Origin of the sequence: Mariniflexile maritimum, from assembly GCF_009746565.1 — a bacterium.
In the GTDB taxonomy this organism is placed as follows: domain Bacteria; phylum Bacteroidota; class Bacteroidia; order Flavobacteriales; family Flavobacteriaceae; genus Mariniflexile; species Mariniflexile maritimum.
Genome location: NZ_WRPN01000008.1, coordinates 68061 through 87752, shown reverse-complemented (window position 1 = coordinate 87752; position 19692 = coordinate 68061). Strand labels below are relative to the sequence as shown.

The 19692-nt window shown below is 38.6% G+C and carries 21 protein-coding genes and 1 other RNA gene; 19 read left to right on the top strand and 3 right to left on the bottom strand.

The features are described 5' to 3' along the window. Nucleotides 1–23: 23 nt before the first annotated feature. On the bottom strand, nt 24–1823 hold the full coding sequence (typA, locus tag GQO80_RS11280) for a translational GTPase TypA (RefSeq protein ID WP_157208465.1): 1800 nt from the start codon (nt 1821–1823) through the stop codon (nt 24–26). 383 nt (nt 1824–2206) lie between these two features. On the opposite strand from typA, the gene kdsA reads away from it, so the two are divergent. The 5 genes from kdsA to GQO80_RS11255 all read left to right on the top strand — a co-directional run bounded on the left by kdsA (nt 2207) and on the right by GQO80_RS11255 (nt 6452). After that, nucleotides 2207–3025: a 3-deoxy-8-phosphooctulonate synthase gene (gene kdsA / locus GQO80_RS11275; protein ID WP_157208464.1), complete on the top strand. Its 819-nt coding sequence runs from the start codon at nt 2207–2209 to the stop codon at nt 3023–3025. 360 nt (nt 3026–3385) lie between these two features. Further along, complete coding sequence (locus tag GQO80_RS11270) at nt 3386–3994, top strand: hypothetical protein (RefSeq protein WP_157208463.1); 609 nt, start codon at nt 3386–3388, stop codon at nt 3992–3994. A 186-nt stretch (nt 3995–4180) separates the two neighbouring features. Further along, complete coding sequence (locus tag GQO80_RS11265; RefSeq protein ID WP_157208462.1) at nt 4181–4474, top strand: winged helix-turn-helix domain-containing protein; 294 nt, start codon at nt 4181–4183, stop codon at nt 4472–4474. Between the two features lie 60 nt (nt 4475–4534). Next, complete coding sequence (gene creD, locus GQO80_RS11260) at nt 4535–5911, top strand: cell envelope integrity protein CreD (RefSeq protein WP_157208461.1); 1377 nt, start codon at nt 4535–4537, stop codon at nt 5909–5911. A gap of 166 nt (nt 5912–6077) precedes the next feature. Continuing rightward, nucleotides 6078–6452, top strand: coding sequence for a ribosomal maturation YjgA family protein (locus GQO80_RS11255; protein ID WP_157208460.1), 375 nt, complete (start codon nt 6078–6080; stop codon nt 6450–6452). Nucleotides 6453–6475: 23 nt separating this feature from the next. On the opposite strand, the gene GQO80_RS11250 is transcribed toward GQO80_RS11255, so the two are convergent. After that, entirely contained in the window at nt 6476–7255 is a 780-nt protein-coding gene (locus GQO80_RS11250) for an SDR family NAD(P)-dependent oxidoreductase (RefSeq protein ID WP_157208459.1), read from the bottom strand. A 393-nt stretch (nt 7256–7648) separates the two neighbouring features. Here GQO80_RS11250 and ssrA point away from each other — a divergent pair. The 6 genes from ssrA (at nt 7649) to GQO80_RS11220 (ending at nt 12426) form a co-directional block, all read left to right on the top strand. Further along, nucleotides 7649–8042: a transfer-messenger RNA gene (gene ssrA, locus GQO80_RS11245) on the top strand. A 314-nt stretch (nt 8043–8356) separates the two neighbouring features. Next, a complete protein-coding gene (locus tag GQO80_RS11240; protein ID WP_157208549.1) occupies nt 8357–9142 on the top strand; it encodes an MlaE family ABC transporter permease in 786 nt (261 codons plus the stop codon). After that, on the top strand, nt 9142–9882 hold the full coding sequence (locus GQO80_RS11235) for an ABC transporter ATP-binding protein (protein ID WP_157208458.1): 741 nt from the start codon (nt 9142–9144) through the stop codon (nt 9880–9882). Before GQO80_RS11240 ends, GQO80_RS11235 begins: the two co-directional genes overlap by 1 nt. Nucleotides 9883–9888: 6 nt before the next feature. Beyond that, nucleotides 9889–10614, top strand: coding sequence for an MlaD family protein (locus GQO80_RS11230; protein WP_157208457.1), 726 nt, complete (start codon nt 9889–9891; stop codon nt 10612–10614). 351 nt (nt 10615–10965) lie between these two features. Next, the gene (locus tag GQO80_RS11225; RefSeq protein WP_198037771.1) at nt 10966–11415 is read left to right on the top strand and encodes a lipid-binding SYLF domain-containing protein; all 450 of its coding nucleotides are present in this window, start codon (nt 10966–10968) and stop codon (nt 11413–11415) included. A gap of 93 nt (nt 11416–11508) precedes the next feature. Further along, entirely contained in the window at nt 11509–12426 is a 918-nt protein-coding gene (locus GQO80_RS11220; protein ID WP_157208456.1) for a YihY/virulence factor BrkB family protein, read from the top strand. Nucleotides 12427–12483: 57 nt separating this feature from the next. On the opposite strand, the gene GQO80_RS11215 is transcribed toward GQO80_RS11220, so the two are convergent. Further along, entirely contained in the window at nt 12484–12669 is a 186-nt protein-coding gene (locus GQO80_RS11215) for a CsbD family protein (RefSeq protein ID WP_157208455.1), read from the bottom strand. Between the two features lie 222 nt (nt 12670–12891). On the opposite strand from GQO80_RS11215, the gene GQO80_RS11210 reads away from it, so the two are divergent. The 8 genes from GQO80_RS11210 (at nt 12892) to GQO80_RS11175 (ending at nt 19686) form a co-directional block, all read left to right on the top strand. Beyond that, nucleotides 12892–13131, top strand: coding sequence for a DUF7218 family protein (locus GQO80_RS11210; RefSeq protein WP_157208454.1), 240 nt, complete (start codon nt 12892–12894; stop codon nt 13129–13131). Between the two features lie 47 nt (nt 13132–13178). Beyond that, complete coding sequence (locus GQO80_RS11205; RefSeq protein ID WP_157208453.1) at nt 13179–14195, top strand: AI-2E family transporter; 1017 nt, start codon at nt 13179–13181, stop codon at nt 14193–14195. A gap of 111 nt (nt 14196–14306) precedes the next feature. Next, nucleotides 14307–14900, top strand: coding sequence for a nitroreductase family protein (locus GQO80_RS11200; protein ID WP_157208452.1), 594 nt, complete (start codon nt 14307–14309; stop codon nt 14898–14900). Nucleotides 14901–14936: 36 nt separating this feature from the next. Next, nucleotides 14937–15578 (top strand): NADPH-dependent F420 reductase, encoded by a 642-nt coding sequence (locus GQO80_RS11195; RefSeq protein WP_157208451.1) that lies wholly within the window; start codon nt 14937–14939, stop codon nt 15576–15578. Between the two features lie 129 nt (nt 15579–15707). Continuing rightward, entirely contained in the window at nt 15708–17525 is a 1818-nt protein-coding gene (locus GQO80_RS11190) for an SLC13 family permease (protein ID WP_157208450.1), read from the top strand. Nucleotides 17526–17530: 5 nt separating this feature from the next. Then, complete coding sequence (locus GQO80_RS11185; RefSeq protein ID WP_157208449.1) at nt 17531–18424, top strand: mechanosensitive ion channel family protein; 894 nt, start codon at nt 17531–17533, stop codon at nt 18422–18424. A 203-nt stretch (nt 18425–18627) separates the two neighbouring features. Then, nucleotides 18628–18963, top strand: coding sequence for a hypothetical protein (locus GQO80_RS11180; protein WP_157208448.1), 336 nt, complete (start codon nt 18628–18630; stop codon nt 18961–18963). Between the two features lie 276 nt (nt 18964–19239). Beyond that, nucleotides 19240–19686 carry a response regulator gene (locus GQO80_RS11175; protein ID WP_157208447.1) on the top strand — a complete coding sequence of 149 codons (447 nt, stop codon included), beginning with the start codon at nt 19240–19242 and terminating at the stop codon, nt 19684–19686. Nucleotides 19687–19692 lie beyond the last annotated feature (6 nt).

The following is a 19692-nucleotide window of genomic DNA, read 5'->3' as shown; positions in this document are numbered from 1 at the left end:
ACGAAATGCCTAAAAAAACCATGTTATACGGATTTATTTCGTTTGCGATCTACTTCCGATAAATAAATTTTGCGCAAGCGTAAATGGTTGGGCGTTACCTCAACATATTCGTCCTTTTGAATGTATTCCAAGGCTTCTTCCAACGAAAATTTTATGGCAGGAATGATTCTGGCTTTATCATCGGCACCCGACGAACGTACGTTGCTCAGTTTTTTGGTCTTGGTTACGTTCACCGTCATATCATCGCCACGTGAGTTTTCGCCAATAACCTGGCCTTCGTAAATATCTTCGCCCGGATCTACAAAAAACTTGCCCCTATCCTGCAGTTTATCAATGGAATATGGTATCGCCTGCCCTTTTTCCATAGATACCAACGAACCGTTTTGACGCTCAGGAATACCGCCTTTTAAAGGTTGGTACTCTTTAAAACGATGTGCCATAATGGCTTCACCTGCGGTGGCCGTTAGCAATTGGTTCCTTAGGCCTATAATACCGCGTGATGGAATAAGAAATTGGCAAACCATACGCTCGCCCTTGGCTTCCATACTTAACATTTCGCCTTTACGAAGGGTAACCATCTCGATGGCCTTGCCCGATACGTTTTCTGGCAAATCGATGGTCATTTCTTCAACGGGCTCACATTTTACGCCGTCAATTTCTTTTATAATTACTTGTGGCTGACCAATTTGCAACTCATAACCTTCACGACGCATGGTTTCTATCAATACCGATAAATGCAACACACCACGGCCAAAAACCATAAATTTATCGGCACTGTCGGTTTCGTTCACACGAAGGGCCAGGTTTTTTTCAAGCTCCTTGGTCAATCGATCCTTGATATGGCGCGATGTTACAAACTTGCCATCTTTTCCAAAAAAAGGCGAATCGTTAATGGTGAACAACATGCTCATGGTAGGTTCATCAATGGCAATGGTTTTAAGGCCTTGTGGGTTTTCAAAATCGGCCACGGTATCGCCAATTTCAAAACCTTCCAAACCTACCAATGCACAAATATCGCCCGTTTGCACTTCATCTACTTTCTTGCGGCCTAAACCTTCAAATATGTGTACTTCCTTTATTTTAGATTTTTGGATGCTCCCGTTGCGCTTTACCAACGAAATATTTTGTCCCGTTTTCAAATTGCCACGTGTTAAACGCCCAATAGCGATACGGCCTGTAAACGACGAGAAATCCAACGAGGTAATCAACATTTGGGTAGAGCCTTCTTCAATTTTTGGTGCCGGAATGTGTTCAATCACCATATCCAGTAAGGGCTCAATACTTTCTGTTTTGTTTTTCCAGTCGTCGCTCATCCAGTTTTGTTTCGCCGACCCATAAACCGTAGGGAAATCCAACTGCCATTCCTCGGCGCCCAGTTCAAACATTAAATCGAATACTTTTTCGTGCACTTCCTCGGGGGTACAATTTTCCTTATCCACCTTGTTGATTACCACACAAGGTTTTAAGCCCAAATCAATCGCTTTTTGCAGCACAAAACGGGTTTGTGGCATGGGGCCCTCAAAAGCGTCCACCAATAGCAGCACCCCATCGGCCATATTCAATACGCGTTCCACTTCACCGCCAAAATCGGCGTGACCCGGTGTATCTATAATATTTATTTTGGTATCCTTATATATAACCGAAACGTTTTTCGAGGTAATGGTAATACCCCGCTCGCGCTCCAAATCGTTGTTGTCAAGAATTAAATCGCCCGTATTTTCATTATCACGAAACAAATGACAGTGGTACATAATTTTATCAACCAAGGTGGTCTTACCGTGGTCAACGTGTGCAATAATTGCAATATTTTTAATATTCGCCATATAAGGTCTCTTATTTTTGAGGGTGCAAAGGTAAATATAAATAATGGATAATTTATGGAATAGTTTATTTTTGGCAATCCCCCTTGTGGCCATAAAGTTTTTGCACACAAAACAATCTAAGCGCCTAGGCTACAAGGGGTCGCGCTATCCGTTCTAGCTTTTTTGCGCATAAGGGCGCGCAAAAAAGGCTGCCACTGCTATCGCTATTGCACCCATCAGCTAAACTCGTGGCTTACCATTTAAAAAAGTGCTTCTTTAGGAAAATCCAAATCCCCCCCGCTACCGCATGAATCCTTTCCACCAAGTAACAGCTTCAAATTTGCTATGAAGACAAATACATTTCAATCTATATTGGTATATTTACAAACTTTAAATTTAAAATCATGAAGCTTCAAGACATCCCAAAAATAAAACATACCAACGCCAACAATTTTTTCCTGCTTTGCGGCCCCTGTGCCATTGAGGGCGAGGACATGGCATTGCGCATTGCCGAAAAAGTGGTAAACATTACCAACAAACTGGAAATACCTTACATATTTAAAGGAAGCTTTAAAAAAGCAAACCGTAGCCGTGTGGATAGTTTTACCGGCATTGGCGATGAAAAGGCCCTAAACATCCTAAAAAAGGTTTCTGAAACTTTTGATGTGCCCACCGTTACCGATATCCATGAAATTAGCGATGCACACCTCGCCGCCCAGTATGTTGATGTGCTGCAAATACCCGCTTTTTTGGTGCGCCAAACCGATTTGGTGGTGGCCGCCGCAAAAACCGGCAAAGTAATCAACTTAAAAAAAGGCCAGTTTATGAGTCCGGAATCCATGAAGCACGCCGTACAAAAAGTATATGATTCTGGAAACGACAAAGCATGGATAACCGACCGCGGCACCATGTTTGGCTACCAAGACATGATTGTCGATTTCCGTGGCATTCCCACCATGCGCCAATACGCACCAACGGTTTTGGACGTTACCCACTCCCTACAACAACCCAACCAAGAAGCCGGCGTTACCGGCGGACGCCCCGATATGATTGAAACCATTGCCCGCGCCGGCATTGTTAACCATGTGGACGGGCTATTTATAGAGACCCATTTCGACCCCGCCAACGCCAAAAGCGACGGTGCCAACATGCTGCATTTGGATAATCTGGAAAAATTATTGACCAATTTGGTAGCCATTAGGAAAACGGTCAATGCGCTTTAAAGGCTATAAAACTGGCCTTGTTGTTCCGCAAAACATCCTATAAATCTTTTAAAGGTCCCTCTTGGGCTTACTTTTCATTTATTACCTATTCGTCTATAAACATGTTATCCTTGCTGGGTTTTTTGGGACCCCCCAAAGGAGCTGCATCATTGCAAAAGGAATTCAAGTACTAGAAAAAATCAATTTAGAACCATTCAACACTGAAATAGAACCTGCTAGGTTTTTAAAACCTAATAGGTCTGAAAACACTACCATCAAATTGTTTCTTAAAAATTCTCTTCCATTTCCCCAAACTTAACAAAAAATTATGATGCTACTTTCAAAATTATTTATTTACTTTGTATTTCAAAGTACTTTTATATGAAATCAAAAGATTATCTAAAGGATATTACCGAAATCAAAACCCTAATGAACAAATCATCGCGGTTTATTTCTCTTAGTGGCCTATCGGGCATCATGGCAGGTGTGTATGCGATTATTGGAGCCGCCATTGCCTATTATCTGGTAACAAATTACAGCTACGGTACGTTAATTCTCGATGGTAAAATTTTCAGGTTAGTGCTGTTGGATTTAATTTTAGTAGCGTTTTTCAGTATTGTTACCGCCATTGTGTTAACCACAAAAAAAGCCAATAAAAACGGTGCTAAAATTTGGGATACCACCTCGCAACGCTTGGTGGTTAATTTTTTAATTCCGTTGGTGGTGGGCGGTTTGTACATTTTAATCATTTTAAATCAGCAAAAATACGGACAAGCAGGTGCCCTAATGCTTATTTTTTACGGACTGGCCTTGGTAAATGCCTCAAAATACAGCATAGGCGATATTCGGTATTTGGGCTATATTCAATTGGTTTTGGGCCTTATTGGTGCTGCATTTCCGGGCTATGGCTTTTGGCTTTGGGTTTTGGGTTTCGGCGTGATGCATATTGTATATGGAACTTGGATGTACTTTAAGTATGATTTGGAGTAGTTTTCAGTTGCATCAGCAATTAAACAAAACAAAAAAAATATTGTTACAACAACTCAATAACTTAACCCCAATAACTTTATAACCAAATAACTTAACAACTTAATAACCCAAAAACTTAATAACCCAATAACTTAATAACCCAATAACTTAATAACCCAATACCTTAACAACCCATAACCCCGCAAAGTGAGCCTCATCAACAACATAAACAAAGTTTTCGATCACCGCATTAGGTTGGGCATCATGTCTGTTCTAATGGTGAACGAGTATGCCGATTTTAATATGCTAAAAGAACTTTTGGATGTTACCGACGGCAATTTGGCTAGCCACACCAAAGCATTGGAAGCCGCTAAGTACATTCATGTTGAAAAACAATTTATTGGCAGAAAACCAAACACCCGCTACACCACTTCCAAATTGGGCGAACTGGAATTTAAAAAACATATTGACGCACTCGAAAAATTAATCAATAAACACTAACAAATAGAATTTTTTTTAACCTTTCACTTTGAAAAACAAAGTACTTTAAATTAATAAATCATGGAAAACACAAACGTACAACCGCAAAACAAATTTGGAAATTGGCTAAAAACATCCATTACGGCACGCATGCTCATGGTAGGGTTTTTAATTATCATTTTATTGATTCCCTTAAGCTACATCAATACCTTGATCAATGAACGTGCGCTACGCCAAAACGAAGTAGTAACCGAAATCAACGAAAAATGGGGCAACAACGTCTTGGTATATGGCCCTATGCTAAAACTGCCCTATAAAACGTATTCTGAAACCACCACGTTTAACGAAAAAACAAAAACCTATTTAAAGGAAACCCAAACCGTCATAAATTATGCCTATATTTTTCCGGAATCATTAAACTCGGATGTTAAAGTGAACTCAAAAAAGTTGAAACGGGGCAATTTTGAATCGGCCGTATTTTCAACAACCATGAACTTCTCAGGATTTTTCATACCTACCGATTTAACAGCCAAGGACATAAAAAACGACGATATTATCTGGGACAAGGCAACCGTTATCATTAAAACCTCTAACCTAAAGGGCATTAAAAGTGAGATGCAGTTGAAATTTGATAACGGCACCTATGCGTTCCAAACCAATTTTAACGATGCATCGCAAAATGGCGACCGGTATTTAGACGAACTGGAGTCGGATTTTATCAACACAAAAACCACTACAAGCACACAAAATACCAAGTTCAGCATTACCACGGTATTTAATGGTAGCGAGCAAATAGAGATAATCCCCATTGGAAAAACAACCAGCATGCAAATGACCTCCAATTGGGCCGACCCCAGCTTTATGGGCAACTACTTACCCAACGACGAAACCAAAAAAATAACAAAAAACGGGTTTAGCGCCCATTGGAACGTGCTGCACATCAACCGTGCCTTTTCGCAACAGCACCTAAACCATATACCAAACCTAAGCCAATTCGCATTTGGCACAAAATTCATGGTGATGGTGGATGAATACCAGAAAAGCGAACGCTCTGCGAAGTACGGTTTTTTGGTGATTGCGCTCACCTTTTTACTGTTTTTTTTAATTCAAACCCTTAGTAAAATAAACATTCACCCCTTTCAGTACTTAATGGTTGGGTTGGCACTTACCATGTTTTATACGCTTTTGGTTTCCATTTCCGAGCACAGTAATTTCCTAAAGGCCTATGTAATAGCGGGTATATCGGTGATCGCGCTCATCACGTTATACTCAAAATCCATCTTAAAATCCATAAAGTTCCCTGTATTTATCGGGTTGTCGCTATCGGCACTCTACACGTTCATATACGTTATCATCCAATTGGAAAACTATGCGCTTTTGGTTGGTAGCATCGGGTTGTTCCTCATATTGGGAATCGTTATGTTTGTATCCAGAAAAATAGATTGGAACAACGGCTAATTTTACAGGTTTTTTAGCGTTACCCCTGAATAAAAAATCGGGGGTTGCGTTTTGCATTACAATCCTTTTACCGAAAAGGGAAATAATATGTACTGCCCAGTTACAGTATTCAAGATTTCAATGATTTAAAAATTTATGAGTAACCGCTTATGCAACAACCATTAAAATGAAGCTCAACCAAACCTACCTTGCAATCACTTCCCTACTCTTTCTTATCGAAGTCGCGATAGCACTTTATTTAAAAACGGGATTTATTCGTCATACGTTTGGCGATTTTCTGGTGGTTATCCTTATATACTGTTTTATTAAAAGCTTTATGGAAATCCATTTCTTAAAACTTGCCTTAGCGGTGTGGCTGTTTTCCTTTTTAATAGAATTTTTGCAACTCACCAATATTTTAAACGCATTTCATTTACAGAACAACCTACTGGCAAAAACCATTTTGGGCAGTACCTTTAATGTGTTTGATTTAGTAGCCTATACTTTAGGGATTGGCGCGGTTTTGGTTGTTGAATACAAAAGAAATTTTACAGCAAATTAAAATTGACGTTTAAACAAGCCTTATCAATCCCTATTTTTTTCCTGAATGTGCCTAACAACGGCGGCGGCCGCATTTCTGGAAAGTAACCGTGGCAAAACGGCCAAAAATTTATTGAACCTACCGGGTATGGCATAGGTTTTCCCTTTTTGCATAGCATTATACCCATAGGCAGCCACAGCCTTTGCCGATGCCATATTGAAAGTGATTTTATTTTCGCACGAATGGGACGAAACCGTTTCTTGAAATGCAGTTTTTGTAGGCCCAGGACATAAGGCAGTAACGGTAACGCCCGTGCCTTTCAACTCGTTTGCAATCGCTTCAGAAAATGAAAGCATATAGCCCTTTGACGCGTAATAAATGGCCATTAAAGGCCCCGGTTGAAAAGCTGCCAACGACGACATATTCAAAATTTTCCCAGAACCGCGCCTTACCATACCCTCCAATACCAATTTGGTTAAATGGGTGGTGGTAACAATGTGTAGGTGCAGCATGTCGCACTCGCGCTCCCAATCGGTTTCCACAAACGAGCCATACAGGCCAAAACCTGCATTATTGATTAAAACATCGATAGGTTGATTGTTTATACTTTTAAGAATGGCCTCGGCGGCATTTTTTTCGCTTAAATCCTTTACAACGGTAACAACTTCCAGCAAAGTAGTTTTTTCAAGGGCTGATTTTGTCTTTTTTAAACATACGGCATCAATATCAACCAAAATCAATTTGTAGTCATCTTTTGCCAATAAAAGGGCCAATTCGTAACCCAAACCCGATGCTGCTCCTGTAACTAAAGCTGTTTTAGACATTAAAATTTTATGGTTTGTAGATTGTAAATCTATTGTTTTTCAATTAAAAAACCTTTTATTTTTAAAATCGTTTACAAGGTTTCTTAATTCGAGTGATTATTTAAGAAGGAATGTTTGCCATTTTTAAAAATTGGAATGGTTTTTGAAATATCTTATTAGAATTTGCTAAGGATTTGAAACGTTTTTTTGATACCTTTGCAGCCCGCGTTAAGGGTTGAAGCGGCATCCTTTTTAAAAATAAGAGTACCGTTAACATTGTACAAGATTGAATTTGTAGAATTGCCACGTGCTTTGTACGGGCAATGACGTTTTTAAAAAGATATAGCGGAAAACCTGACGCATCCCGAAAGCTATCGGGATGGGTAACGCCCAAATTACTAATTTATTGATAACGGGGTCGACTGGTTTTGACAGCGAGATTAATTGAACGGTAAGCACGTCGTGTAATGATTTTGAGACACGTAAAAGGCTAAATCGAACTTTAAACGGCGAGAATAACTACGCTTTAGCTGCTTAATCTGAATAAAGTAAGATAGGCCTAGTCCCGCAAGGCGGGAAAGCTAAATGTCTCCGGAAAGCCTTGGTTAACGGCGTTCTTTTTTGAGGCATCGTAAAAGTTAACATAGATTGGGTAGTGCTTTGATGCCCTTTCGAAATTTAAAAAGCTAAGTGGTAACTAGGTTGTCTTTAACCAGGTTGCCATCGAAAACCCAAGAAAAGAATACACGTGTAGAAAGCCCTTTGGTTACTTGTTTGGACCCGAGTTCGAATCTCGGCGACTCCACAGAAAAAAGCTTAATAATCGACTGATTATTGGGCTTTTTTGTTTTTTAAATCCACCATTAAACACTTATAGGTTTTTGGTTATCAGGCGAAACGAAACATTTCCATAAATACATTCGGCTTAAGTGTGCATTAATTGATGGGTATTCCATTTTTCTATTTTAAGCTTCCTTGATTCATTTAGTAACCCGCTTTTGTTGGGATTCTATAAGTAATTTAAAAAATCATGTAAATCTAAACCTGTCCCAAGTGTGTAATTTTAGCCCAAAATATGCGAGTGAAACTATGCCTAAAAATACATCACATTCAGCCAAATCTATGTTAAACCTTTCCGCTTTAACAACATGGGTAATAGATAAAAGCAGTAGGTTTTTTATAGACATTGCCCATGCTATGGCGTATTTAAAAACCGTTTTGAAGAATGTGATAACGAAGCCATTTGAGTTTCAGGAATTTTTAAAGCAATGCTATCAAATAGGCAATAAATCTATTGGGTTGGTTTCCATTACAGGCTTAATTGTGGGCTTGGTCTTAACCATACAGTCGCGCCCCCCTCTGGTTGATTTTGGTGCTGTGGCCATGTTACCGGGCATGGTTGCCATTTCCATCATCAGGGAAATGGGCCCCGTTATTACAGCATTAATCTGTGCCGGCAAAATAGGCTCGAGTATGGGTGCCGAACTAGGCTCCATGCGTGTAAGCAAACAAATTGATGCCATGGAAGTATCGAACACAAACCCTATAAATTTTCTGGTTGTACCCCGGGTTCTTGCAGCTACCACCATGATTCCGTTACTAACACTTTATGCCGATGCCATTGGTATTTTTGGGAGTTGGTTGGGCATAAATATTAAAGACAATATTACCATAGCACTGTTTTTAAATCAAGCCTTTACACAGGTAGATTTTATGGATATTTTTCCAGCTGTAATCAAATCGTTTTTCTTTGGGGCCGTTATTGGCTTAGTGGGCTGTTATAAAGGTTACCATGCAGGGAGAGGCACCGAAAGTGTTGGTGTTGCAGCAAATTCGGCGGTTGTAACCTCTTCTTTATTGTTAATAATTGTCGATTTAATTGCCGTACAAATAACCGATTTGCTATAATGGAAAAACAAGCACATACCATTATTGATATTAAGAACCTTAAAAAAAGTTTTGGAAACCAAAAAGTTCTTGATGGTGTTACATTGCAATTATTTGAAAAGGAGAATTTGGTGGTGCTCGGTAAATCCGGCTCGGGAAAATCGGTATTGATTAAATGTATCGTGAAACTTTTAAGGCATGACGAAGGGAGCATTACGGTGGGCAACTATGAGTTAACCAATATTAGTGAAGACGATTTAATGCAAGTTAGAAAAAAAATAGGCTTTTTGTTTCAAGGGGCTGCACTTTACGATTCTATGACCGTACGCGAAAACCTAACTTTCGCACTTTCACGATTGAACAAGGAATTTTCGAAAAACGACATACAAAACAAAATTGTGGAAGCCTTGGAAAATGTTGGCTTGCCCGATTCCATCGATAAAATGCCCTCAGAATTATCGGGTGGCATGAAAAAAAGGATTGGTTTAGCAAGAACATTGGTGGTAAACCCAAAAATTATTTTGTACGATGAGCCCACAACGGGGCTAGACCCCATAACTTCCAACGAAATAAGCCATTTAATAAACGACACGAAAACAAAATTCAACAATGCATCCATTATTATAACCCACGACATCAATTGTGCAAAAACCGTAGCCGATAGAATAGCCATGATCAAGGACGGAAAAATATACAAGGAAGGCAGCTTGCAGGATTTTTTAAACGACACAGACCCTTACATCCAATCATTTTTTAAATAAAAATTTATGAAAACAAACGCATATAAAATAAAATTAGGGATTTTTGTCACCTTCGGGCTTTTGATTCTATTTGTAATCATCTTCTTCATTGGAAGCAACCAAAATTTATTCCGTTCCAAATTTGAAATCAATACCCATTTCCGTAATGTAAGCGGACTACAAATTGGTGGTGAGGTGCGTTTTTCGGGTATATCAGTAGGAACAATTGAAAACATTGAAATTATTAATGATTCTACTGTAAATGTAACGGCACTGTTGGACCAGCATGTAAAAAAATTCATAAAACAAGATAGCAAAGCATCCATTACAGCATCGGGGGTTATTGGCGATAAAATTTTAATGATCTCACAAGGAAGCCCAAATTCATCGGAAATTAAGGCCGGTGCTTCCATTAAATCCATAGAACCTGTTGAGTTTGACGACATCCTTTCGTCTATTAAAATTTCAGCAGAAAATGCCGAGGTAATCACCGACGAACTGGCCACCATGCTTATTGACATCAATGAAGGCGAAGGCACTTTGGGCAAGTTATTAAATGATGAAGATGTTGCCAAGGATATGGAACAGACCATGGAAAATTTAAGACAAGGCTCTAAAGGCTTACAACAAAATATGGAAGCCGCCAAACATAATTTCTTGTTAAGGGGCTATTTTAAAAAGAAAGAAAGAGAAAAGGAAAAAGCTAGAAAAGAAGCAGAAGAAGCCGCAAAAAAGCAAGCGGATAAAAAATAGTTTTAAACATTTAAACCCAAAATAAACATATTCAAAAAGCCAACAATAAGTATTTAACCATTTTATTTACCAACTATTTTAAGTCGGTTTTAATATTCTGGCAACCAAAAAAATTAAAACCGGACTTAACCATACAGATCCATGCCTCTTAAAACGCAAAAAACTACCATTTAATTTTTGTGAGTTAAAAATGGAATGAATTGAGGTATTCTTTAAAACAACGGCACTATATCTTTGATGAATAAAAAATAAAAAATAAAAAATATGAAAACTTTAAAACACATATAGGCACTTTGTATCCTTATAGCGACCCTTGGTGCCACTGCACAAAACGACAAAGAAAAAAAAATAATGGCAGATGCCGAATATGCAAAAAAAACCTTATTGGCTAAAGACGCTGGACTGGATAAATTTTTTAAAAACGCCTCTGGTTATGCCATTTTTCCTAACGTTGGAAAAGGCGGATTAATTATTGGCGGTGCCAGTGGCAATGGCGTTTTATACGAAAATGGCGTTGCTGTGGGCATGACCAGTTTGAAAAAAGTGAACATTGGCCTTCAAGCAGGTGGGCAAGCCGTGATAGAGGTTATCTTTTTTGAAACCGATGCCGCTCTGGAAAAGTTTAAAAATGCCAACTATGAATTTTCTGCTGAAGCTTCCGCAGTGATAGCCGAAGAGGGAAAATCTGAAAATGCCAGTTATTCCGATGGGGTTATGGTTATTGCTTTACCCAAAGCCGGTTTAATGGCCGATGCCTCGGTTGGAGGTCAAAAATTTGAATATCACCCGTTTGTTAAATAGTTTTTTTTTTGAAAAGGGAAGCCAGCGTTTGTCGGCTTTTTTTCTTAATATCCATCCACAAAAAAACCCTTAAAGCCTTTTTGCGTTAAACGTATGCCCACAAAAAAATTCAGCATTAAACACTTACCATCGCTCCTTAAAGAAACCTTTAAAGCGTGGAATACCGACCAACCTTTTCGGTTAAGTGCCGTTATAGCCTATTATGCCGTACTATCGCTTCCGGGACTTTTGGTGATCATCATCAATTTTGTGGGTTCGGTTTGGGGCGTTGATATTGTTCAGGGCCAGTTAACCCAAGAAATATCAAAGGCTTTAGGAAGTGATGCCGCAGAATCCATTAAAACCATGATGATGGAAACACAAACAGACGGCAAAAGTACCATAGCAACCCTTTTGGGCATTGCCACCCTTATTTTTGGTGCCACTGGGGTTTTTTATCATTTACAACTTTCATTGAACGAAATTTGGCAAATAAAACCCAATGAAAACACGGGCTTTTTAAAAATGCTTTTAGATCGGGCTCGAAGTTTTGCCTTCATACTTGCCATTGGGTTTTTATTGCTAATTAGTTTTATAGTAACCACGGCCATATCAGCATTAAACAATTATATAAAAAGTATATTGCCCGATATTATTGTTTACATCGCTTTTATTTTTGATATTGTAGTGTCTATAAGCATTATAACCGTGCTATTTGCGTTGTTGTTCAAATACCTGCCCGATGCCCGGATAAAATGGAAAACCGTTTGGGTAGGTGCGCTTATAACTTCAATTTTGTTTGTGTTTGGAAAATTTTTAATGGGTCTGTATTTTGGTGAAGCGAACCCAGGCTCCACTTATGGCGCTGCGGGCACCATTGTATTAATACTGCTTTGGGTATCCTATTCGTGCTTAATTTTATTTTTTGGTGCAGAATTTACATGGGTTTACGCCAAACGCTATGGGTTGGGCATTCAGGCCAGTTTTAAATCACACCTTCAAGAATCGAAAAGAGAAGTTGATAAAGCATAAAAAAACCTCCATTTTTCAAAATAGAGGTATTTCTAATATCCGATTTTAAAATCAATACTACCACGATTCAATTTCCTTTTTCAAATCTTCTTTTTTCTTTCCTGTTTTTTCTTGCAGTTTTCCTAACATTTCATCAAATTTCCCTTCAGAATAGGTCATATCGTCATCGGTTAAGTCGCCATATTTTTGTTTGAACTTTCCTTTTATTTGTTTCCATTTTCCTTCTAATTGATCCTTGTTCATAATTTCAAATTTTAAATTAATTATTATTTTTCCGTATAGTAAAATTAAAGGTTTCTGCTGTGCATTATTAACCCAAAAAAATCATTTATTAACCCTATGCTATTGCATTTAATGTTTTTAGGTCAATATTTTATGTTTTCAGGCTAATAGCTTTGTATCTTTATTTTAAAATTTGTATGTTGAATTTCAACACATTAAGTATCATTTTAAAATACAAAAACCATGGCAAAACCACGTATAAAAAATGAAGAGCAGTATGAAGCACTTCTTGAAAAAGGGTATAGTAAGGAAAAATCGGCACGCATTGCCAATACGCCCAATGCCGGCAAAAAAGGCGGCAAAGCAAAACCCTACGAGCAATGGACCAAAAGCGCGCTTTATGAACAGGCAAAAAAAGTGGGCATTACGGGGCGCTCCAAAATGGACAAAGCAGAACTCATCCATGCCCTTAGAAACAATTAGCTTCAACTTCAATGCCAATCGTTCGTATAAATGAAACCTTGCACACAATGATAAATCCAAAAATAATACGCCAAATCTTCACCTTATTATTGATTTTTATTTTGGGTGGTTTAATCTTCTGGGAAATTATCCCCTACTTTTCAGGTGTTTTGGGAGCCATCACTCTGTATGTTTTGCTTAAAGGTTTCATGGCCAAACTGCTAAAAAAGGGATGGAACAAAAATGTTGCGGCAGCCTTACTTATGTTCCTGTCTTTCATCTGTATTTTAATCCCTATTTCTGGGGCAGTTCTGTTATTGGGCAACAAGATAGGCAAAGCGGCGCAAAACTCTGAAAGAGTGATTACTGCGCTTAAAGCACAATTAAAAAACTGGGAGCATTATTTAAACTTTAACTTAACCGACCAATTGGATGCCACTTCCATTTCCAATACGCTCACAAAAAGCATCAGTGGCATTTTAGGGGGCACTTTCAATACATTTATTGCTGTTTCTATTATGTATTTCTTATTATTTTACATGCTTACAAATAAAAAGAAGCTCCGCGAAATTTTAATTGATTACATCCCCATTGGCAACGATAACCTTCAGGCCTTGGGTACAGAAATAAACCAAATGGTTCGCGCCAATTCCTTGGGCATCCCACTAGTTGCCATTGCACAAGGTGTTGTGGCCCTTATTGGGTTTTTAATTTTTGGCGTTGATAATCCATTTTTTTGGGCAGTAGTAGTAACCATTGGCTCCATGATCCCGTTTGTTGGCAACTTGTTAGGCACGATTCCTGTGTTTATATTGGCACTCTCCAATGGCAACACCTTTCAAGCGTGGGGCGTTTTAATATATGGTTTGGTGGTGGTTGGACTAACCGACAACCTCATACGCTTATATGTGCTTCGGAAATTGGATGATGTCCATCCACTCATCACCCTATTGGGAGTGATAGTAGGTATTCCGCTTTTTGGCTTTATCGGGTTGGTATTTGGCCCTTTGCTCATCAGTTTATTTTTGTTAATCGTACGCATTTACAAGAAAGAATATGCACTAGAACACAAGGATAGGCTATAATAACGCTTGTTATTTGAGTTAAGAATGGTTGTATTTCAGTTAATGAAAAATGGCTAAAAACCTTAAATTTCAACTTACAATTTTAGGTTAAATCCATTTTAAAAAAACTATATGGCACGAGCACAACATGAAAAAATCGCTGATACCGAATACAATATATTTACGCTTATAGAGCAAAGGTACAGTCCGCGCACATTTAAAAACGAACCCATAAAAGAAGAACATTTAGACAAGTTGTTTGAAGCAGCACGCTGGTCGGCAAGTTCCAACAACATACAACCATGGCGTTTTATTTATGCCGAAAAAGGGTCGGAAGCTTACCAAACCATTTTTGATTGTTTAAGCGATTTCAATAAAAAATGGGCAAATAACGCACCGCTTTTAATGCTTTCGGCCTATAAGGAAAAAACCGAAGATGGTACGGAAAATTTCCACGCGCTTCACGATTTGGGCTTAAGTCTGGGCACCATGACCATGCAAGCACAATATTTAGGTATTGCGCTGCACCACATGGCTGGGGTGGATTGGCAACAGGCGCAGCGTGCATTTCAAGTGCCCGAAGGCTACCATATTACCACGGCCATAGCCATTGGATATTATGGAGGCGATTTAAGCATTTTGCCCAATGATTTGCAACACCAAGAAACAAAACCCCGCAGCAGAATGCCCTACAAACAATTTGCTTATAAAAATACCTGGGGCTGAACAGAGAAAAGAATACTAATTTTTAAAAAAAATGTTATGAAAATAGGAATTATTGGCAGTGGAAACATTGGAGGAAACTTAGGAAAACATTGGGCAAAAGCTGGTCATCAAGTGCTTTTTAGCTCTAGGCATCCCGAAAAATTAAATAATTTGGTGATGGAAGCCGGTGAAAATGCCAAGGCGGTAAGTGTTACCGAGGCTTTTGAAGCAAATGCCGATGTGTATGTACTGGCAATGCCCTTTAAGGCCATTGGTAAAATAGCCGAAATGTATGCCGGGGAATATGGCAACAAAATTATTATTGATGCCACAAACCCTTATCCGGAACGGGATGGTGAAGTGGCGCAAAAAGTTAGGGATGCCAATTACAACGCTTCCGAATATACGGCCATGAAATTTGCTACGGCCAAAACAGCGAAAGCATTCAATACTATTTATGCGGCACATTTACGCGACCGTGCTTTTCAAAACACCAACAAATTAACCGTTCCTTTTGCCGCACAAGATACTGATAGCAAAAACGTTACACAGAAATTAATAGAAGATATTGGTTTTGATGCGCTGTATGTGGGCCATTTAACCGATAGTGGCATTATGGACCCCGATAGGGAAATTTATGGCAAATCCTTAACCAAAAGCGAACTACAATCGTTGGTCGATGCTTTTAGAAAGCTATAAGGTGACACCATTACAATTGCAAAGCGCATAGTAACTTCATCGAGTTCTAAAGCTCATCATAATGTTTAAAAATTAGGGCGTTCAACAAAATATTAAACCGTAAATAACCTTTTAATTAAAATATCTGGTATGGAGTTAGAAATTATTTTAATGTTCGTTGTGCTGTTGGTTACCATACTATTTTTTGTTTTTGAAGTTTTTCCGGTTGATAAGATTGCCTTTTTCATTATCATATCGCTTATTTTATTGGGCTTGGTGTCGCCAGAAGAAGGCATTAGTGGCTTTTCAAACGGTGCGACCATTGCGGTTTTGGCCCTTATGATTTTAGCGATTGCGATGGAAGAAAATGGCGTTATCCATTGGCTTACCTCTGGTATGGGAAAAATAAAGGCGTTGCCGCTTCTTATCATGGCGCCCATTTTCATGTTTGTTACCGCCAGTATTTCAGCATTTATAAGCACAACGGCCGTAGTGATTGTTTTTATTAAAATGATTCATCAGCTTTCAGAAAAGTACAACATTCCGCAATCAAAACTACTTTTGCCCATTTCGTTTGCAGGTATTTTAGGTGGTTCGTGTACTTTAATGGGCACCTCAACAAACCTGATCGTGAATTCGGTTTCAACAAATTTGGGTGCCGAAAAATTAGGGTTTTTCGAGTTTTCATTCTTAGGCATCATTTTTCTGGTTATTGCCGTTGTCTATTTAACCGTTACCTTACGGTGGTTGCCCTGGAGCACCAATACCAACCTAAACCAAGATTATAAAATTGATAGCTATATTACCAAGGTGCGCATTAACCCCGATTCTGAACTTGTTGGGAAAAAAATAATCGATAGTTTTCTATACAACAATCCGGAGGTGTCGCTGTTAAAACTTACGCGCAATTACCAGGTTCACAGTTCGCCTGGAAAATACATTACCTTAAAAGCGGATGACGAGCTTCTTTTAATGTGCAATTTGGAAAATTTAGCGCGCATCAATACCTCAGAAAATTTGAGTATTGTAGAAGAACCCTCAACAGAAAAAGACGATACGGTTGCTGGTGAAAATGAAAAGCCACAAGACATGGAACAGCGCGTTTTTGTAGAGCTTTTAATGCTTCCGGGGGCTTCCCTACTTGGTAAAACCTTGGGGAGTTTGCGAAGTTTTATGATGCAAGATGCCATCCCAATTGCCATTAAAAAAAGGAAAACGCTGGTTAACAGTGAAGAACGCATGGTACGAAGTAATAAAAACAGGTTGAAATTAAAAACCGGCGACCGTTTGTTGATAGAAATTTCAAAAGAAAAATTATACACATTGGAAGACATGGAAAACGTTGTTATCCTTCAGGAATTTGATGGCGTACAAGGTGTTTCAAAATTTAAAACCTACTTTTCGTTAGGCGTTTTAATAGTGGTTATTGGTTTGGCGGCAACGGGCCTATTATCTATTTTGGTAAGTGCCCTAGCGGGTGTTTCGTTATTGCTTCTCACCAAAAACCTAGATTTGAACACCGTGTATAAAAAAGTAAATTGGCAAATTTTTTTCTTATTGGCGGGCATGATTCCTTTAGGGGTTGCCATGCACAATACAGGGGCCGATATGTGGATTTCGGAAAAATTATTGTATCTTCTTAGCGGCCTGCCACATTATGCGATTATTGGCACGTTGTTTTTGGTTACCATGTTAATTAGCGGGGTTGTTAGCAATAATGCCACGGCCGTAATTATGACGCCCATAGCCATTTCGGTGGCCCAGGGCATGAACCTGGAATTTAAGCCTTTTATCCTTGCCATTATGTTTGCGGCCAATTTTAGCTTTTTCACACCCGTTGGCTACCAAACAAACACATTGGTATATGCTATTGGTAATTATAGGTTTAAGCACTTTTTAGTGATTGGCGGGTTTTTAAGTTTGATATTATGGCTTACGGCCACCTTTTTATTAACCAAAATGTTATGATTATTATGATGGATAAATTTTCAATTGAAGATGCCTTAAGCAAATTATGGGACAAATTAGATGGTTGGTTGGAAGCCATTATTTTAAGGTTGCCAAATATTTTATTGGCTATCCTCATCATGGTAGCAACCTATTTCATTGCACGTGGCGTAAAAAAACTGATGCTTAAATTTTTATTGGGGCGCATTGGCCAAAAATCCATTCAGGATATCATGGCTAAAATTGTTTTTATAAGCATCCTCATTGTTGGCTTTTTTATGGCACTTGGGGTTTTAGAGCTCAATAAAGTGTTAACAAGCATTCTTGCCGGTGCCGGTGTTTTGGGGTTGGCAATAGGGTTGGCCCTTCAAGGTACCTTAAGCAACACGGTGGGCGGTTTGGTGCTGTCCTTCATGCCTAAAATACGCATCAACGATTATATTGAAACCAATGAAGTTAAGGGTTTTGTATCTGAAATTAGCCTGCGCAACATTACCCTACGGCGAACCGACAACAACTACACCGTTGTGCCAAATTCAAAATTCGTAGAAAATGCGTTTACCAATTATTCCATAAGCAAACGAAGCAGGATTTCGGTAAGCTGTGGCGTTGGGTACGAAAGCAACCTGCAAGAAGTTGAGGACTTGGTAACCCAGATCCTAACCGAAAATTTTGAACAACAACACGGTGAGGCCGTTGAATTTTACTTTACCGAATTTGGCGATAGCGCCATCAATTTCATGGCCCGTTTTTGGATAGACATGGTAAAAAACAAAGAAGTTTATGCCGCCAAACATAAAGCCATAAAACTTATCAAAGCACAATTTGACGCTAAGGGTATCAATATCCCATTCCCCATTAGAACGTTGGATTTTGGAAAAAACAAACTACAATTTGAAACCAAGGACAAAATTGAATGACCCTTATCCACTAATAAGGTTACGCACGACCCCAGATGTTCCTGTTCCCAATTAAAAGCCGTAAACTGTTGACCAAACAATTTATAGCGTTAAATACAAATTTAATTGGGTCAAGCCTATTGGGTAATTTTATTCAACTTTGAAATATCATCTTGAAATTCTGTTGTTTGGGATATTTCAAGGAAAATTAAAAAATTCAAGTTATGGAAAGTGAATTTGCGAAAAACGAAAAGGATTACATAAAAATTTACCAGAAAAAAGGCTTCGAAGCTAACTTTTGTATGGAAAATGAGATGCTAATCAATTCGGCATCAAAAAAGGCCTACCGCCCTGAGGATGTTTACATTGTTGCAGAGCATCGGTACGAAGGTATGAGCGACCCATCCGATATGTCCATTTTATACGTTATTGAAACCAATGAAAACGAAAAAGGCACTTTTTTGGCCGCTTATGGGCCCACTGCCGATACCGAATCGGCGGAATTCTTCAACAACATACCCAAAACCAATGTATCCAACAGAGAGAACATCAATAAATAAAACGGTATCGAGTGCTTATCGTGCTTTCTATTCTTAAAAAACAAAGGTTCCCACTTTCTATTCAAAGTACCTTAGCAGGCTATAAAATCCTTCAGTTTTCTTGTCATTTTATTTTTTTCAAATTATTATTTTATCAAATTAATCGTATATCTTTAGTGTTTCATTATTTGTTTTTAACAAAACGTCTTGTAAAAAATAAAGAAAATGAGGTTTACCTGTACCCGTTCGCGGTGTAGGCGTTATTCTTTTAATTGCAAATAAAAAACACGAAAGTGCATGGAAAAATCTATATTTCATATATTCTTGACCGACGATGATGATGATGACCGCCTATTTTTCAGTGAAGTGATCGATGAAATTTGCACCGAAACATCATTAAAACTTTTTAACGACGGGCAAGAACTAATGGACTACCTCCTGCTTCCCGATAGTGTGCTTCCTAACCTGTTGTTGCTCGATTTGAATATGCCAAAAAAAAATGGCATGCAGTGTTTGTGCGAGATACGAAGCAATCCCAAACTAAAAGATTTGTTTATTGCCATCTATTCAACTTCCTCATCAGAAAAGGACATTGACGAAACTTATGCAAATGGAGCAAATATTTACCTGAATAAGCCCAATAGTTTTGGTAAATTACGCGAAATGGTCGAGAAAGTGCTGCAATTGGATTTCAAGTTTCACAACGCCAACCTTTGTAAAAAAACCTTTCTGTTCCGTAACTAATTTATT

Coding starts and splice junctions, on each gene's coding strand:
- GQO80_RS11235 (WP_157208458.1), top strand. CDS start 9,142: ATGGAAAAACAAGCACATACCATTATTGATATTAAGAACCTTAAAAAA.
- typA (WP_157208465.1), bottom strand. CDS start 1,823: ATGGCGAATATTAAAAATATTGCAATTATTGCACACGTTGACCACGGT.
- GQO80_RS11185 (WP_157208449.1), top strand. CDS start 17,531: ATGATGGATAAATTTTCAATTGAAGATGCCTTAAGCAAATTATGGGAC.
- creD (WP_157208461.1), top strand. CDS start 4,535: ATGGAAAACACAAACGTACAACCGCAAAACAAATTTGGAAATTGGCTA.
- kdsA (WP_157208464.1), top strand. CDS start 2,207: ATGAAGCTTCAAGACATCCCAAAAATAAAACATACCAACGCCAACAAT.
- GQO80_RS11180 (WP_157208448.1), top strand. CDS start 18,628: ATGGAAAGTGAATTTGCGAAAAACGAAAAGGATTACATAAAAATTTAC.
- GQO80_RS11190 (WP_157208450.1), top strand. CDS start 15,708: ATGGAGTTAGAAATTATTTTAATGTTCGTTGTGCTGTTGGTTACCATA.
- GQO80_RS11230 (WP_157208457.1), top strand. CDS start 9,889: ATGAAAACAAACGCATATAAAATAAAATTAGGGATTTTTGTCACCTTC.
- GQO80_RS11240 (WP_157208549.1), top strand. CDS start 8,357: ATGTTAAACCTTTCCGCTTTAACAACATGGGTAATAGATAAAAGCAGT.
- GQO80_RS11175 (WP_157208447.1), top strand. CDS start 19,240: ATGGAAAAATCTATATTTCATATATTCTTGACCGACGATGATGATGAT.
- GQO80_RS11225 (WP_198037771.1), top strand. CDS start 10,966: ATGGCAGATGCCGAATATGCAAAAAAAACCTTATTGGCTAAAGACGCT.
- GQO80_RS11250 (WP_157208459.1), bottom strand. CDS start 7,255: ATGTCTAAAACAGCTTTAGTTACAGGAGCAGCATCGGGTTTGGGTTAC.
- GQO80_RS11195 (WP_157208451.1), top strand. CDS start 14,937: ATGAAAATAGGAATTATTGGCAGTGGAAACATTGGAGGAAACTTAGGA.
- GQO80_RS11200 (WP_157208452.1), top strand. CDS start 14,307: ATGGCACGAGCACAACATGAAAAAATCGCTGATACCGAATACAATATA.
- GQO80_RS11205 (WP_157208453.1), top strand. CDS start 13,179: ATGATAAATCCAAAAATAATACGCCAAATCTTCACCTTATTATTGATT.
- GQO80_RS11220 (WP_157208456.1), top strand. CDS start 11,509: ATGCCCACAAAAAAATTCAGCATTAAACACTTACCATCGCTCCTTAAA.
- GQO80_RS11210 (WP_157208454.1), top strand. CDS start 12,892: ATGGCAAAACCACGTATAAAAAATGAAGAGCAGTATGAAGCACTTCTT.
- GQO80_RS11270 (WP_157208463.1), top strand. CDS start 3,386: ATGAAATCAAAAGATTATCTAAAGGATATTACCGAAATCAAAACCCTA.
- GQO80_RS11215 (WP_157208455.1), bottom strand. CDS start 12,669: ATGAACAAGGATCAATTAGAAGGAAAATGGAAACAAATAAAAGGAAAG.
- GQO80_RS11255 (WP_157208460.1), top strand. CDS start 6,078: ATGAAGCTCAACCAAACCTACCTTGCAATCACTTCCCTACTCTTTCTT.